The 16,293-nt window shown below is 40.8% G+C and carries 11 protein-coding genes and 1 tRNA gene; 2 read left to right on the top strand and 10 right to left on the bottom strand.

Annotated elements, in window-relative coordinates; genetic code table 11:
• Positions 1-2 precede the first annotated feature (2 nt).
• From IFO69_RS15270 to IFO69_RS15280, 3 genes are read right to left on the bottom strand one after another with little or no spacing between them, the layout of a single operon-like run.
• Positions 3-1,163 carry an efflux RND transporter periplasmic adaptor subunit gene (locus IFO69_RS15270; protein ID WP_225444162.1) on the bottom strand — a complete coding sequence of 387 codons (1,161 nt, stop codon included), beginning with the start codon at positions 1,161-1,163 and terminating at the stop codon, positions 3-5.
• Positions 1,160-2,515, bottom strand: coding sequence for a TolC family protein (locus IFO69_RS15275; RefSeq protein ID WP_192010992.1), 1,356 nt, complete (start codon positions 2,513-2,515; stop codon positions 1,160-1,162). The genes IFO69_RS15270 and IFO69_RS15275 overlap by 4 nt, the downstream gene beginning before the upstream one ends.
• Positions 2,516-2,518: 3 nt before the next feature.
• Positions 2,519-3,124 (bottom strand): TetR/AcrR family transcriptional regulator, encoded by a 606-nt coding sequence (locus tag IFO69_RS15280; protein WP_192010993.1) that lies wholly within the window; start codon positions 3,122-3,124, stop codon positions 2,519-2,521.
• 767 nt (positions 3,125-3,891) lie between these two features.
• On the opposite strand from IFO69_RS15280, the gene IFO69_RS15285 reads away from it, so the two are divergent.
• A complete protein-coding gene (locus IFO69_RS15285) occupies positions 3,892-5,529 on the top strand; it encodes a discoidin domain-containing protein (RefSeq protein WP_192010994.1) in 1,638 nt (545 codons plus the stop codon).
• A gap of 893 nt (positions 5,530-6,422) precedes the next feature.
• Here the strand turns inward: IFO69_RS15285 and IFO69_RS15290 are convergent.
• Both IFO69_RS15290 and purL read right to left on the bottom strand, forming a co-directional pair.
• A tRNA-Gln gene (locus IFO69_RS15290) sits at positions 6,423-6,495 on the bottom strand.
• A 153-nt stretch (positions 6,496-6,648) separates the two neighbouring features.
• Positions 6,649-10,338, bottom strand: coding sequence for a phosphoribosylformylglycinamidine synthase (gene purL, locus IFO69_RS15295; RefSeq protein WP_192010995.1), 3,690 nt, complete (start codon positions 10,336-10,338; stop codon positions 6,649-6,651).
• A gap of 289 nt (positions 10,339-10,627) precedes the next feature.
• Here purL and IFO69_RS15300 point away from each other — a divergent pair, with 289 nt between their 5' ends.
• Positions 10,628-11,515 carry a diacylglycerol/lipid kinase family protein gene (locus IFO69_RS15300; RefSeq protein ID WP_192010996.1) on the top strand — a complete coding sequence of 296 codons (888 nt, stop codon included), beginning with the start codon at positions 10,628-10,630 and terminating at the stop codon, positions 11,513-11,515.
• A 9-nt stretch (positions 11,516-11,524) separates the two neighbouring features.
• On the opposite strand, the gene IFO69_RS15305 is transcribed toward IFO69_RS15300, so the two are convergent.
• The 5 genes from IFO69_RS15305 to IFO69_RS15325 form a co-directional block, all read right to left on the bottom strand.
• Complete coding sequence (locus IFO69_RS15305; protein ID WP_192010997.1) at positions 11,525-11,989, bottom strand: COG2426 family protein; 465 nt, start codon at positions 11,987-11,989, stop codon at positions 11,525-11,527.
• A 93-nt stretch (positions 11,990-12,082) separates the two neighbouring features.
• Complete coding sequence (locus IFO69_RS15310; protein ID WP_192010998.1) at positions 12,083-12,448, bottom strand: hypothetical protein; 366 nt, start codon at positions 12,446-12,448, stop codon at positions 12,083-12,085.
• A gap of 141 nt (positions 12,449-12,589) precedes the next feature.
• Positions 12,590-13,972 carry an aminopeptidase P family protein gene (locus IFO69_RS15315; RefSeq protein WP_192010999.1) on the bottom strand — a complete coding sequence of 461 codons (1,383 nt, stop codon included), beginning with the start codon at positions 13,970-13,972 and terminating at the stop codon, positions 12,590-12,592.
• Positions 13,973-14,084: 112 nt separating this feature from the next.
• Complete coding sequence (locus IFO69_RS15320) at positions 14,085-15,314, bottom strand: alkaline phosphatase family protein (protein WP_192011000.1); 1,230 nt, start codon at positions 15,312-15,314, stop codon at positions 14,085-14,087.
• Positions 15,311-16,258: an endonuclease/exonuclease/phosphatase family protein gene (locus tag IFO69_RS15325; RefSeq protein ID WP_192011001.1), complete on the bottom strand. Its 948-nt coding sequence runs from the start codon at positions 16,256-16,258 to the stop codon at positions 15,311-15,313. Before IFO69_RS15325 ends, IFO69_RS15320 begins: the two co-directional genes overlap by 4 nt.
• Positions 16,259-16,293: the final 35 nt, after the last annotated feature.

Genomic DNA, 16,293 nt, shown 5'->3' on the forward strand with positions numbered 1-16,293 from the left:
AATTAATTTTCAACAATTTGAACTTTAGAACCATCTGCTACTTCCCTAAAACCCTTCTCAATTATCGCTTCTCCACCTTTTAGGCCTTCTTTGATTTCCGACACATGCTCATAGGTCTCTCCTTTAGAAACATATTGCTTTTTAGCTGTGTTGTTATCCACCACATAGACATACTCCCCTTTATTGTCCCTTTGGATAAGGTTGGTAGGTACAGTCACTGCGTCTTGATTTTGGTAGTCCTTGATACGCAAAACTGAAACCATATTCGGCTTAACATGTTTCAGTTTAGGCAAAAACACTTCTACTTTGAAGGTTCGGTTATCAGGATTGATAATCGCTCCCACCGCTGTTACTTTAGTGTCTATCTCTCTATTTAGAGAAGGGAATTCCACTTGAACAGAATCACCTCTTTCCAATACTCCTACGTAACTCTCGGAGATATCACCTTCTATGTACAGGTCACTTTCCCCTACGAAATTAATGATAGGCATACCCGGTTGCACCAATTCTCCCAAACGAACAGTAACCTCTTCAACCGTTCCGTCAAAAGGTGCTGTTATGGTCGCCTTTCCTTTTTGTGTCTTCAAGGAAGCCAAGTTTTTCTCCAAGGTCTCTTTCCTGTTCTTGCTCTCTAAATATTGTACTTCCGTACCGATTTGCTTGTCCCAAAGTCGCTTTTGTTTTTCATAAAGGATATTGGCCAACTCCAATTGCTTCTCCAACTCATCGATACTGTTGTCCACTGACTCTGCATCAATCCTTGCCAGCACCGCTCCTTTGGACACATGCATGCCTTCCATGGCTTTGATCTCCTCCACTCTACCAGAAACTTCAGCACTGATATTGACATTCTTTTTTGAAAGTACAGAACCTGTAACTTCCACATAATGCTCAAATGGCTGTTTTTGCGATTTCACCGTAGTAATCAGTACGGACTTTCTGTTCTGCTTCGCAAAAGTGGTATCCATGGCCGATATCTCCTTTTCTAGGGCTTCGATCTTAACTCTTAGATCGTGGTATTCTGTTTTTGCTGTAGCCAATTCTGCTTTCTTTTCAGCCAGCTCATCAGGCTGTTCGCAAGAAAAAGTCAATGCAGCCAATGCCACCAATGGTAATTTGGAAAAGGTTTTCATGTCTATATTGGGGTAAATGTATTTTTTCATCTTAATATTCCTAAAGCTTTTTCAAGGTCTACTTTCGCAATCAAAGCATCATATAAAGCACTGTAATAGTTTATCTCTGCCTCCTTCAAATCTGAATCTGCCTCCACTACTTCCAAATTGGAACCTACACCTTCTTGGTATTTGATTCGGGCAATGTTATAAACTTCCGTGGCCAATTCCATGTTTTCCCTTTGTACATCAAGGGTCCTTAAGTTGTTTTGCAGTGTGGTTCTGGCCTGGAATCTTTCCACTTCTATGTTATCATCCAACATGACCATTTGATTTTCGATTTGCTCTAGCTGTATCCTGTTCTGTTGGATACGTTTGCTCTTGGCCAATCCATCAAAAATGGGAAGCTTAAGGCTCAAACCAAGGAATGCACCGGTAAACCAATTATCTCCATCCCAGAGGGTGTTGAACTGCTGACCGGCTCCGTTTCTTTGGTAGGTAAAATTGGCATCAATGCTGGGCAGGTATTGTACCGTGTTGTTTTTGAGATCCAGTTTCACTAATTCCCAATTGGTCTTCAGTTGGTCCATCTCCACTCTCCTGTAACCGTTATTTTGCAACAAACTGCTAATTTCTTCTGGTTTGTTCAGGTCTCTCAGCGTTTGCGTAATCTCGATTTCATACTCAAGTGGAAGTCCCATCTGCACTTTCAACAGCTGCTTGCTAATCATAGTAGCTGCATTGATCTTGTCCAGTTCGGTTTCGATATTATTGAGCTGCACCTTAATTCTGGAAACATCGATTTTTTCGGCAAAACCTTCCTCATAAAGAGCCTCTGTTTCCCTGTACAATGAATCAATTCTTGCTTGGTTGGCCTCAGCCAATTCCTTTCGCTCTTCGTTTACCAATACGGTGAAAAAAGCTTTTTTCACGCTTTCAATGACATCATTCTCAGTCTTCTCCTTATCAAATTCACTCAATAATCTATAGGTCCTTGCAGCCTTAAGGCCGACAAAATACGATCCATCAAAAATCATCTGGGTAACCGTAACGCCCAATCCACTTTGATAATTGACACCAAACTGCACTGGCAATACATCTGATGGATTGTCAGGATCTGCAAACGGTCCTTCATTGGGAAGGAACATTACCGGAATCGCAACGTTTTTGGTAAAGTCAAACGTACCGTTGATTTGCGGCAGGCCTTGAGCAACCTGCTCTCCCACTGAGGCCTTCGAGGCAAAAGTCTCCAGTAGGGCATTTTTAGCATCTGCATTGTTCTCCAATGCATATTGAACACTTTCTTCCAAAGTAAGCTCCAACACTTCCTGCGCATAGGTCGGCCTCGAAAAAAGACAGATCAGTATTGCTCCAAGAAGGGAGAATCTGGTTTTTAAACTCATGTGTTAATCCTGATTATTGATTTTATAAAATAGTTCGCGTCCTTTATCTGTCAAAAGGCCATGGATAAAATGATCCATGATAGCCATCTGAACTTCTATAATATTAAACTTGGCTGGTGGAAATTTGGCCGGATCAAAAGTGCTAGAGATTTGTTCCAACCTTATCATTGCCATAATATTCGAATCAATTTCCTTTCGGAAATACCCTTCTGCTTTTCCCTGATCAATGGTCTCAGTAATGGTCTTGATAGCACAGTTATGTTTATAATGTTCAAAAAGCTGCCAACATTTTGGGTAGTATCGTTGAATTTCGCTAAAAACTAACGGATTAATATTGGAGAAACGGGAACGAATGTACTTCGAAATTTCCACAAAATGCTCCAAAGCTCCATTCGACTCTTCTGAGAGTTTGGTAAAGAACTCCTGGTCTTGCCTCATACTATTTTCAAAAGTATTAAAAACCAGCTGCTCCTTGTCCTTAAACTCCTGATAAATCGTCTTCTTTGACATGCCAGCGGCCCGGGCTATATCATCCATCGTCACATACCTCACCCCCAGACGGGTAAAATGTTCCATGGCTACTTCTAGTATCTTTTCTCTCGTCTCCAAAATTAGCTAAGTCAATTTTTCATGACAAAACTCTGGAAACTTTATGAAACTTCAAAGTTTCCTTGGTTTTAATTTCCGCTTTGATGCAAGCCCCATCCAAAAACCCACCAAACACTTAACTATTTGATTTTTAGTAATTTAATTTTATGTATATTAAAAGCTGTTGCATAATCGCACAACTTAATGTTCAAATTTGGACAGGACCCCACCTTGAACTGCAACTTCTAAATCATCTTAACAAAAAAAAATTACTCTATTTTAAGAATAATCAGCTTCTAGCTATATGAGCAAAAACAAAACAACTAAAACCTTGCTTTTGAAATTTCTCCCCAAATCTAACCTCTTATTCATCCCCCTTACAATAACTATTAGAAACTGTAGTTCACATAAGCTATTTTATTTTTGATTCCGAAACCCAAATTTTATCTTTCATTTCTTTTGAATTAATCAATCATTAAATTATTATTAACTAAATTTTCAAAATCGTTCCAATTTATTATGTTTCGTTTCCATTTAGTTTAAATGGTCAATTAAGAAACGCTAATCTAATTTGATTTTTGATGAAATTTTCATTTTTAGATTGACCTTTAGCATAAACCGCATTTCAAAGTCATCCTTTAGAAAAACTCTCTAAAACACTGACTGTCACCCATTAAAACATGATGTCTTTTACAAGTAGCTCAGCATGTCTTAGCTATTATGGAAAAAGATGGAATTGCATTTTTAATTAGATAACCTTAAATCAATTTTAACCATAACAACTAACTATGAAAAAACTATTTATTTTATTGGCCCTTGCCGGGTTTGCCTGTTCTGAACAATTTGAGCAAGCCCCTCAAGTTGAAGATGACGAGAATGTCAAGTCTGTCCTAAACCTAGACGACAACTATTTGGAGGATCCCAATGACACTTGGACAGTCAATCAGACCAATCAATATGCTTTAAATGTGGTCTTTTTTCTACCAACAGATGATTCCTTGTCAGTTGGAGAGGCTCAAAAAGTAAGTGACATGATGCTTTATATACAGGATTGGTATGAAATGTCCATGGTCGAAAATGGATTTAACAAGACCTTTGGCCTAATGACCAATCAAGATGATGAAGTCCGAATCATTGTGGTGAATGGCTCGGATGACTCCGACTATTTCAGCAATAATAATTCACAAGTAAAAAACGAAGTTGAAGCATTTTTCAATAATAACCCAAGTTTAAAAACCAGTGAACATGTATTGGTTTTGGGGCATGCTGGAAGCGGAGTTCCTTTTTATGGTTTAGGAAAATATTGCTTTGCCACCTCTTCAGATTTCACACTTTCTTCTTCTGGCAAAACCAGAAATGGGTTTTCCTTAATGAGTGCGGACAAATTAGGAGGAATCATGCACGAACTTGCTCATGGCTTGAACTTACCCCATAACACCCATACCGCCAGCGACCTTCCTGACATCTCCTTGATGTCCTTTGGAAACCATACCTATGAAGGTGGTGATGAGGATTTGGTCTATCTCACAGCTGCTGACGCTAGCATTTTGAACAACAATCAAGTATTTAACCAAACCAATAATGGCATCTCCTATTATGCAGGCACATCTGCTTATAGCTTAGACACCTATTCCGTTTCCAAAAACCAAGCAAGTTCCAGCATTGACATCAGTGGGGAAATCACTTCCGATTCTGAGATTGCCGCAGTATTTGTTGGACATGACGGATTCCCTTTTGGCGGAGGAAACAACTATGACAAAATCACCTATTCGCAGAACCTTAGTGGCCCAAGTTCTGGCAATAGCTATTCATTTAGCTTAACAACCCCCTATTCGGATCTTTTCAACGACTATAAAGACGACAAGAAAGATTCAATGCAACTGGCCTTACATGTGGTTTATAAAAATGGAACAGTAAGCCAAATAAAAAACCTTGAATATAGCATAGACCTGGCCACGGAGATTCCTGATGACAATGTTAATTATTACTATGAAGCTCACGATTATACTGATCGATCAGCATGGACATTGACCATGAGTTCTCAACCCAGTACAATCTCAAACATTCTTGATGGCAACCAGAGTACCTTTTGGCATTCCCAATACCCTTGGAGATTCACTGAAAAACCTCCACATGAAGCTGTAGTGGATATGGGACAATCCCAATCTTTTGAAGGAGTATATATTTACTCAAACAGAGGATATAATGAATTCCGCCCTAAACATCTTGAGGTGTTCATCAGTCAAGATGGGACTACTTGGTCAAGCGAAAAAACTGTCAGTATTGCCAGCACCGCAGAAGGAGAGGAAATATCGATTCTTTTTGACAATGCAGTAAACGCTCGTTACTTCAAAATTGTAGTGGACGAGATCTGGACCTGGAATGGTGTGGACAATCTAATCATCAACGAGATCGATATTTTGTAAAGTTAACATATTCAAAACTAACTCTATCTTACCCCCTGCTATGGACAGAAGACTGTCCATAGCAGGGGGTTTAATTTCATTCTTTAAAACATATATACAAATAAAATGATGTGTTTGACTCAGAGCATAGAAAGCAACATTTACTCGGTGTAATATAATTTCAATTAGGGAGATTTCACTCTACCCCACTTATAAATAACCATAGCCAAAAGCTTTCTCAAATATTTACTTTTTGAAAAATAAATAAAGAGGGGGGGGAGAAGTATTTTTTCCTACCAGCCTGTTTTATATCGAAAGGAAAATAAGATTAAAGGTACTATCAGGAACAAAAAGTAAGAGGAATTTCTCATTGGTACAAGTTTGTAATCTTCCAAACAAACCATCTACAAGATGTAGTTAGAGTCATATTCCAAATCAAAAATGCCGCTAGACATAGATAATTTCTTGAGGTAGGTTTCAAACTGCTCCCATCAAGTTCCTATCATATGAATCCCTTAGCATGAACTATATGCAATGCCGTTCCCCATGACTAACTATCCTTCCAGCTGCTACAGGACACTCCCCTCTTCGTGCTTCAAACTTCTCTCTTCCCTCGATCTTCCCATTCATCTATAGCAAAGCTACACCAAAGCTAGGGCAAAGCTACATCAAAGCTGGGGTAAAGCTGGGAATACCCTGATCCTTAGGGCAATGATTTTCCTAAAAAGTACAATTTTAACAGATTAATTATTTATATAGTTATAATCATGACTCCAGCCGAGCTGAGCAATACTTCACACCTCGCACTTCCCCTTTTCACTTCGTAATTACATTCCCCGTCTTCCCACTTCCCAAATATAACCACTCACAAAAAAAAAGTCCAAAGTCGAATATATCAACTTTGGACCGAATTGTTGACCCACTAGGGCTCGAACCTAGACTCTTCTGAACCAAAATCAGACGTGTTGCCAGTTACACCATGGGTCAGTACTTTAATGCTTAAGGAGTCGTTTTCCTTAATTGTGACACAAATGTAGGGGCTTTTTTTTTTATTGCAAACCCTCCTTCAAAGTTTTTTCATGCTTTTTATATAAGTCCCTTGAAGCCAGTAAATAAAAATTTCTTCAAGGGACTGATTGTTTACCCCTCATGAGAGGCCACCCAGTTTTTGGCATTGACAAATGCCTCTACCCATGGACTGATCTCCTCAGCCTTTCTTTCAGCCGGATAACTTGGCCAGTTCCAAGGGAACAAAGCTCTTTCGATATGCGGCATAATCGCCAAATGACGGCCATCTTGGGATGCCAAACCTGCCACGGCATGATCTGAACCATTAGGGTTACCCGGATAAGCTTCGTAGCTGTAAGTCATTCCTATGTGATAAGCTTCCTTCTCATTAGGCAAGGAGAATTTACCTTCTCCATGCGCTACCCAAACCCCTAGTCGCTGGCCTGATAAAGAGCCAAACATTACTGTATTGTTTTCGGGAATATTCACATTAACAAATGCTGATTCAAATTTATGACTTTCATTGTGTAGCATCTTTGGCTTCACATCATGCTGACGATTAATCAAACCAAGCTCTATCATCAACTGGCATCCATTACACACCCCTAAGCTCAAGGTGTCAGGACGGGCATAGAAATTATCCAAAGCGGTCTTGGCCATTTCATTATATAAGAATGCTCCGGCCCAACCTTTAGCTGAACCCAGGACATCAGAATTGGAGAATCCGCCCACAAAGACAATCATGTTCACATCTTCCAGGTTTTCTCTTCCTGAAATCAAGTCCGTCATATGTACATCCTTCACATCAAAGCCAGCCAACCAAAGTGAATAGGCCATTTCGCGGTCTCCATTTACTCCTTTTTCTCGGATTATGGCTGCTTTGTGCCCTGAAGCTTCTTTTCTGTAAGGATTCAATCCAAAAGCATCAAATGAGCCTTCCCACTTATCTGCAAAGCTGAAAGTCAAAGGCTGAGCTTTATAGTTTTGGAAACGGTCAGCGGCCAATTTCTCACCACTTTGTTTTTTATCCAATAGATAAGAAGACTTGAACCAGGTATCTCTGTGTTCAGTCACATCCAATTCCAAATCAAGGCCTTCTAAACTCACTTTTCCATCCATGCTCAATTCAGCCAACGCAACATAGTTAACTCCAGCTGCATCCAACAGTTCGCCTACTGCTTTGCTATCCTTTACCTGAATGATTACTCCTGGATTTTCAGCAAACAAGGCTTTTACCATGTCTTTTTCTGCCAATTGACCTGTCTTAACCTTCAATCCACATTGAGTGGTCGGGAATGTCATTTCCAACAAGGTGGTAATCAAACCACCAGAAGAGATATCATGACCGGCCAAAATCAACTCTTTTTCGATTAAGGTCTGAATTGCTGTAAATGCTTTGGCAAAATATCCACTATCTTTTACGGTTGGTGGCACATTACCAATTTTATTGATAACCTGGGCAAAGCTACTTCCGCCTAATTGAGCGGCATCTTTCGAGAAGTCAATGTAAAGCAGCTCCGTTCCCTCAACAGGTTTCAAATCAGGCGTTACTGTTTTTCTGATATCAGCACATTCTCCCACACTGGAGATAATTACCGTACCAGGAGAATAAACCGTTTTACCATCAGGATACTTTTGCGTCATGGAAAGGGAATCCTTACCCGTTGGGATATTGATTCCAAGCTCAATTGCAAAATCACTAACAGCCTCTACTGCTCTGTAAAGCCTGTCGTTCTCCCCTTCGTTCTTTGCTGGCCACATCCAGTTGGCACTTAAAGAAACTCCGCTCAGTCCATCTTCCAATGGTGCCCACACCAAGTTGGTCAATGCCTCTGCAATGGATAGCTTTGATCCTGCTTCTGGGCTGGCCAAAGCCGCCACAGGTGCATGTCCAATAGAAGTGGCAATTCCTTTGGTCCCGGTATAATCAATCGCCATTACGGCGACATTATTCAAAGGTACCTGAATGGCTCCAGTAGTTTGCTGGGTTGCAACTCGGCCCGTTACAGACCGGTCCACTTTATTGGTCAACCAGTCCTTGGAGGCCACAGCTTCCAACTGCAATACTTCTTTGATATACTTAGCCAATTCTGCTGTCTGATAGTCAGGGCTAGCAAAATTGCTTACTGCTTTTTTGTCTGTCAGAATGGTCTTCGGCGAGCTACCAAACATATGGGACAAGTTCCAATCCACAGGCTTCTCTCCATTCTTTTTGTTCTCGAACTTAAAATGCATGTCTCCAGTGGTTTCTCCGACCACGTAAAATGGAGCGCGTTCACGTTCCGAAATTCGTTGTAGCGAAGCTACGTCTTTCTCTCCGATCACCAAGCCCATTCTCTCTTGGGATTCATTGCCGATAATCTCTTTGGAAGAAAGGGTTGGGTCTCCCACAGGCAACTTGTCGATATCGATGGATCCACCGGTATCCTCCACCAATTCAGAAAGACAGTTCAGGTGCCCTCCTGCTCCGTGATCGTGAATGGAAATAATCGGATTGTGATCATTTTCAGCCATGGCCCTGATGACATTGGCCACACGTTTCTGCATTTCAGGATTGGATCTCTGGATCGCATTCAATTCGATGGAATTACTAAATTCGCCTGTATTTACTGAAGAAACAGCACTGCCCCCCATACCAATACGGTAGTTGTCACCACCCATAATTACTACCTTATTGCCTTTGACTGGTGTGTTTTTAAGGCTGTATTTTTCTCTCGTAAAACCAATACCTCCCGCCAGCATGATTACTTTATCGAAACCATACTGTTTATCATTCTCCTCATGCTCAAATGTCAGAACACTACCTGAAATCAAAGGCTGACCAAACTTATTACCAAAGTCACTGGCTCCATTAGAAGCCTTGATCAGGATATCCATCGGGGTTTGGTAAAGCCACTTTCTCTCTTTTAAGTCTTTTTCCCAGCTTCTTCCAGCCTCACTTCGTGAGTAGGAAGTCATGTATACAGCAGTACCGGCCAAAGGAATGGATGCAGTACCACCAGCCAGCCTATCTCTGATTTCACCACCAGAACCTGTGGCAGCACCATTGAATGGCTCTACAGTGGTGGGGAAGTTATGAGTTTCCGCTTTGAGGGAAAGTACCGTATCAATGGTTTCCGGTTGGAAGTAATCTGCTTTGTCTTGGCTCTTAGGTGCAAATTGCTGTGCTTTTGGTCCTTTGACAAAGGCAACATTATCCTTATAGGCTGAAACAATCTTATTGGGGTGCTTGATGGAGGTCTTTTTGATCAACTGAAAAAGCGTGCTTTCTTTTTCCTCTCCATCAATGATAAATGTGCCATTGAATATTTTGTGTCGACAGTGCTCAGAGTTTACTTGGCTAAAGCCAAATACCTCACTGTCTGTCAATGGCCTGTTCAGGCTATGACTTACTTTTTCCAAATAATCGATTTCCTCTTGGCTCAGCGCTAGCCCTTCCTGCTCATTGTAAGTTTTAATATCAGTGATCGACATCACTCCCTGAGGCTTTAGGTCAATAGAGAAAATCTCCTGTCCAAGTCCATCATATTTGGCCTGAAGCATTGGGTCAATGGTGCCCCCTTCTTCCAAGATAGTGAACTCTTCAATTCTTAAGATGCCCTGGACACCCATATTGGCGGTGATCTCTACCGCATTGGTGGACCAAGGTGTAATCATTTCTTTTCTAGGGCCTACAAACTTTCCTTCTACACGCTCCTGAGAAAGCTGATCCGCTCCTCCAAAAAGCCAAGAAAGCTTTTCTAAGTCTTCGGGTGCAACAGGTTGTTTTGCTTCTAAAGCGTAAATGGTATTCTTTTGTGGGGATTGGAAAAAGAGAATCATGTCCGTGTTTATTGGATGACCATAAATTAAGCAGCAAAGGTACACAAATGGTTTCAAAGAATAAATCAAAATTTTATTTGGCTTCCTTTTTTTTCAAGCTTCTCGGTCAATAGGCTGAAATATCATCATAGTGTCTCATTGTTTCTTTCAGCCCTTTTCAGTTTCCATATCTATACCACTCTCATTTTATGTTAAATCCGGTATGTTTACACCTTAAAACATTCCAAAAGTAAATCATTTAATCAGGTTGAATTCATTATTTTAGCCACTACGAAAGCACAGTTCAAAGATGTCAAAAAAGAAAATCCATTTTATTGTCAACCCTATTTCTGGAAAAGGGAAAAACCTCTTGGATGAAATTATCTTAAGTCGGTATTTTGAAAGAGAGCAGTTTGAAATCAAAGTCCTGCTAACTACAGGACCTGATCATGCAACAGTATTGGCATTGGCTTCTTTGGAAGAAAACGCAGATGTTATTGTGGCTTGCGGGGGCGATGGAACCATCAGCGAAGTGGCTTCCTGCTTAGTAGGTAAGGAAGCCAGCTTAGGCATTATTCCTTTTGGGTCAGGAAATGGACTTGCCTCCAACCTTGGCATTCCCAAGAAGCTTGACATGGCACTCAAACTTATCAAGAAAGGTAAGGTCCAAAAAATCGATGTAGGTCAGATCAACGACCAATTTTTCTTTAGTAATATGGGACTTGGCTTCGATGCCAACCTGATCCAGAACTTCGACAAACTAAAAAAACGTCAGCTTCTTGGCTATATCCGCGCCAGTTGGGAAACGTTGAAAAACTTCAAAAATCTCCAGGATATCACCATAGCCTCTGAAGAGTTCAACATCAGCACCAACCCTTTTTTGCTCTTTATCTCCAACAGCAACATGCTCGGTTATGGTTTTTCCTTAACGCCCGAGGCCAAACTAGAGGATGGTCTGTTGGATATTCTGGTGGTGGAGCATCTCAACAAATCCAGAGCGCTACTTTTAGGCTTACTCATGCTGACGGGCAAGCACAAATCTATGAAAGAGGTAAATTACTTTCAATTAAAGAACTTAAGCATATCAAGTCGAACCTCCATTCCTGCTATCCAAAAGGATGGTTGCCAATACAAACCTAAAGCTCAAAAACTGAACATCAGTATTCTTCCCCAACAGCTTTCTGTAATTGTTCCTTAAATAGTTTCATTATATAAGCTCAGCACCCATCTTTCCAAAATGAGAGCCAAATGCCAATATCAAACAGGAAATCACCGCACCAATACTGATCGCCACAAAAGCCTGTGCTCTAGGCAGTTTAAAGATATAAGCCGCAATAGTCCCCATATAGACCCCTGTAAAAGGAAGCGGAATCATTACAAAAACCATCAAACCCCAAAAACCATATTTTTGAATCTTGTCACCCACCCCATCCTTAGCTCTACGCATCAATTTAACGGACTGACTTTTATAAAGACGGAATTTCCATAGTCGCTCGTTGAAAGTGTCTATCAGGAAAAGTAAAATCGGGAATACCAGAAGATTGGCGACCAGTCCTACTGAAAGTGCTGTTACAGGGTGAAGGCCATTGATCACCCCATAAGGAATCCCTACCCTGGACTCACCAAAAGGAGAAATACTCAATAAAAACGTATGAAGAATAATATGAATCATAATAGATAAAATCTTAAATAAATACACACCACCAAGCCCCAGACCTGCACCTGGTACCCATGTGCTATGCTTTTAAACAAACCAGAAAGAGAATCAGGAATTTCTAACAGGGGGAGCCCGCCCTGAAAAAACTTGGATATTTTCCGATTGGATGGCTTCTTGGACCTGTCTGACCATCACAGTATCAAACCGCTTCGGAACAAACACCAATGATTTTGCTCTAATAAAATAGTTCTTTACTGGATGATGGTCTTGATCATGAAAGTCTTTTTCCTTCGTGGAAGGACGGTTCCTCCAGCACAAACCTAGGTCATCCTGATGAATATCAATTCCCAAACCAGCGTTTTTGACGCTTTCAGCTATTGCCTTGGCCACACTTCTTTCCTCTATCTCACCTAACAGGAAAGTAGTCAGCACCAGCAGGAAAAAAGTTAATGCTATTTTTGAGAATTTATTCATTGACGCGAAACTAGGTACTTTTTATGAATTATGTTTCAAATCACTTTTAAAAAGTGTGTTTCAGGGTTATACTTTAAATCATGAAAAAATGTTTAAAAAATTTAAAGCCTCCCAAGATTTTTTTTTCAGGAGGCTTTAAATTTATAAGGATAATGAGCTAGACCTTACTTGCTCCACCTCATCGGGAGCAATCGCCAATGGTGTCCCCAAAAGATCTGATCCACTTTCCGTGATTACAAAATCTTCCTCAATCCTGATCCCTCCAAAATCACGATAAGTTTCCAGCTTATCATAGTTGATAAAAGCATCCAGCTTTCCACTCTCCTTGTACATATCAATCAACTCTGGTATAATATAAATTCCAGGCTCCACAGTAATCACATTTCCAGGCTCCAGCTCTTTTCCCAATCGCAATGATTTCAAACCGAATTCCGTGGACTTTTTGAGCTGATCAGTATATCCCACATATTGCTCTCCCAAGTTTTCCATATCATGTACATCCATACCCATCATATGCCCTAAACCGCATTGGAAAAACATGGTATGCGCGCCATTGGCCACCGCCTCTTGGGTGTCTCCTTTCATCAGCCCCACACCTTTAAGTCCCTCTACCAAAGTTTCTGCTGCTAAAAGATGTACATCCATAAATCTTTTACCAGGCTTCAAAGCCTCCACTGCTGTTCTATGGGCTTTATAAACAATTTCATAAAGCTCGCGCTGCCTGTTATCAAAAGCCGCACTTACTGGAAAAGTACGGGTCATGTCCCCAGCATAGAACTCCGGTGATTCTGCCCCACAGTCAAACAACATAATATCACCGTTGTTAATGGTGTTGCCATAATAGTGATTATGTAAGGTCTGCCCATTGATAGTCGCAATGGGAGGGAATGACAAACTTACATTATTATCTCTGGCCACTTTGGTCGCAATAGCCACCAACTCATGCTCTTTCATTCCTGGCCTTGCCGCTTTCATCACTGCCAGGTGAATCTCAGAGGTTGTGGTCACTGCTTTGTTCAGCTCAACCAATTCTTCTGCTGACTTGATGTTCCTTTGTGTGGCAACAGCTTTGATAAAAGGCACTGAAACCAAGTTTTCAACCTCTTTGACCGGTTTGTTGAAAATTTCACTTAGTTGCAAAACATGCTCCCCTCTGTATGGAGGTAAAATCTGACAATGACCCTTCACCAAAGCATCCAGCTTGCTCAATGGTGCAGTGTGGCTCACTCCTACCTTCTCTGCCAATTCTGCAATAGTAGGCTGTGGACCTGTCCAGACAATATCATCAATTTCATAGTCATTTCCGAAGATGTAATCCTTATCCTCATCACAATCGATAACCGCTACTAAGCCAGGAAGGGAAATTCCAAAGTAATATAAGAATGTACTGTCCTGTCGGTAAGGGTACCAGTTGTGTTTAAAATTGATACTTGCTTCATCATTACCTAAAAACAATAATTGGCCGCTGCCCATCCTCGCTTTGAGCTCTGCCCTTCTTTGCTGATATATCTCTTTATTGAACATTATATTTGGAAGGTTAATTTTAGTCTCACAAAGGTCTTAAAGTATTTTGGCCCAACAAAAAAAGGAGCCTTCTTTTATGAAAACTCCTTTGTTATACAGTCATAAATACTTCTTACTCTTTCAAAACCCAATAGTTCAGGTAACCTGATGGTGTTTCCATCACCACTTTGTAAATATCCGACGCTGTTCCCTTCAAAGAGAAAGAAGCGCTTTCCTGACCTAACTCCACTTCCCCCATCAACCAATAATTATCCAAGTCTCCTTCTTTAAAGTGATTGGTAGTGGCCAACCAAACCCTTCCGATTTGCTTGTCAGCATATGACTTCCAGCTTAACTGAAGCTGACCATTTTCAACTTTAGCTACCATTTTATCCGCAGACAGTTCACCAATAAAGGAAACTCCATCCAGTTCCATCGCATACTTTTTGGGAATATTCAAACCTAAATGACAGGCCATTGAAGGTAATATATCGACCATTTCAGCCTGATCATTAAAATGCTGATTGGTTTGTTTGGCATTGGTAGCGATCCAAATGGTTCGCTCTCTTTCGCTTTGGCCACCATGCCCAAACCCATTTTCTTCACGACCATGATCAGTAGTAATCACAATCAACCAGTCCTCATCAAATTTTTTCTCACGGTATTGAATGGCTTCCCATACTCTCCCAATCTGCACATCAGCTTTGCGCACCCCATCTATCATCTGAGGACTGTTCCCATATTTATGGCCCATATCATCAGAATATTCCAAATACATCCATGACAAATCCGGTGCCTCTGCTTTGATATAACGGGCAGTTTCTTTGGAAACGGCCTCATCTATCAAATGGATATAGTTCCTTTCTTCATCATGTGGAAAATTCAATGTATCGTTTTCCATTCCATCAAAATAATAGTCAAAATCAAACCAATTGGTTGCGGGCAGATTAGCTCCAACCAGCTTGGTTCTGTTATCCAACCAAGTAGAGAAAATGGCCGTTTGCTTTTCTGGAAAGGCTGATTTGAAATACCTGAAAATCGTCCAATAATGATAATTTGGTTGCTTAATGGAATTGCCCCACACATTATGCTTGTTTACCCAGGTACCTGTCAATAAAGAATTGTATCCAACAGCGGAAATGGTTGGGGTTTGACTATAAGTTCCTACATCTCCGCCCATCAAGGCTTTGGTATAACCGCCTGCTTTAATCACCCTGTCTATATTAGGTGTTGGTACAGAATCTAGTACATCTGCAGGAATACCGTCCAAGATCACAAAAAGCGCCTTTTTGGCTCTCTCTTGAGCCCTCGCTTGAAAAAACAGCATGCTGAAGCAGACTGCTACTATAAATACTCTTTTCATTTGTATTTGAGTTTAAACTTTGTCCATACAAACCCATGGTCTGATGGAAAGGTAAAAGTCTTTCCTTTGTAATTAAATGATTGATTGTAGTCCACTTTATGTATTTCAGAGGCAATGACCTCTAAGCGATTTCCTTTGTACAACAAATAATCAATTCGGTGATCATCTTTTTTTCCGGGCATTCCCCAACTGACGCCGGGATGAGTCAAAGGGTCGGGATTGACTTCTCTAAAACTATCCTGCAAGCCAACTTTAGAAAACTGCATGGTCGTCCACCAAGGCACTACTTTCCCTTTGTGAACTTGCTTGGTTGCTTCCGTCCAATCCAAATGAGACCAAACATTGAAATCACCACCTAAAATCAGTGGTGTTTCATCAGTTGTTGACAAATAAGGTTGAAGTTCTTTGAGAATAGTTGTCACTTCTCTTTCTCTGGTACCAGACTTTTCCCATTCCACCAACTCTGCCCCGCTTTTACCCATCAGTTCAGGCTCATCATCCCAAGGTTGATAGTTTAACCAAGTATCGAACAGCACTATCCTTTCATGCTCATCCAAGGCCACTTCTATCCCTCCAATATTAAAGTACCTGTACAGGTCAACTCTTTTACCTAAAGGAAACTTACTTAGGATGGATAGGTTAACAGCAGGATCATCCAGTAAAGTACCTGGTTTTGCAATCAAATGAAAGTAATAACCCAAGGCATCAGCAATCCGCTTACCGGAGCCATAAGTCTCAATCATCAATACCACATCCGCCTCTGAAGCCTTGATAATTCCAATGACATCATCTACTCCATCCCTGCCGATAAAGTCACTTTTCCCTCCATGCCAAATATTCCAAACCATCACAGAAAATGCCAAAGCCTCTTCGCCTTGCTGGGCTTGGACAAACTGGGATCCAAGTAAAAGCGCTGTTAAAAGAATTCGTTTCAAAAGGGACATTTAACTATTTTACAATTATACTAAACTGGCCCAAC

Origin of the sequence: Echinicola arenosa (genome assembly GCF_014841125.1) — a bacterium.
Classification (GTDB): Bacteria; Bacteroidota; Bacteroidia; order Cytophagales; family Cyclobacteriaceae; genus Echinicola; species Echinicola arenosa.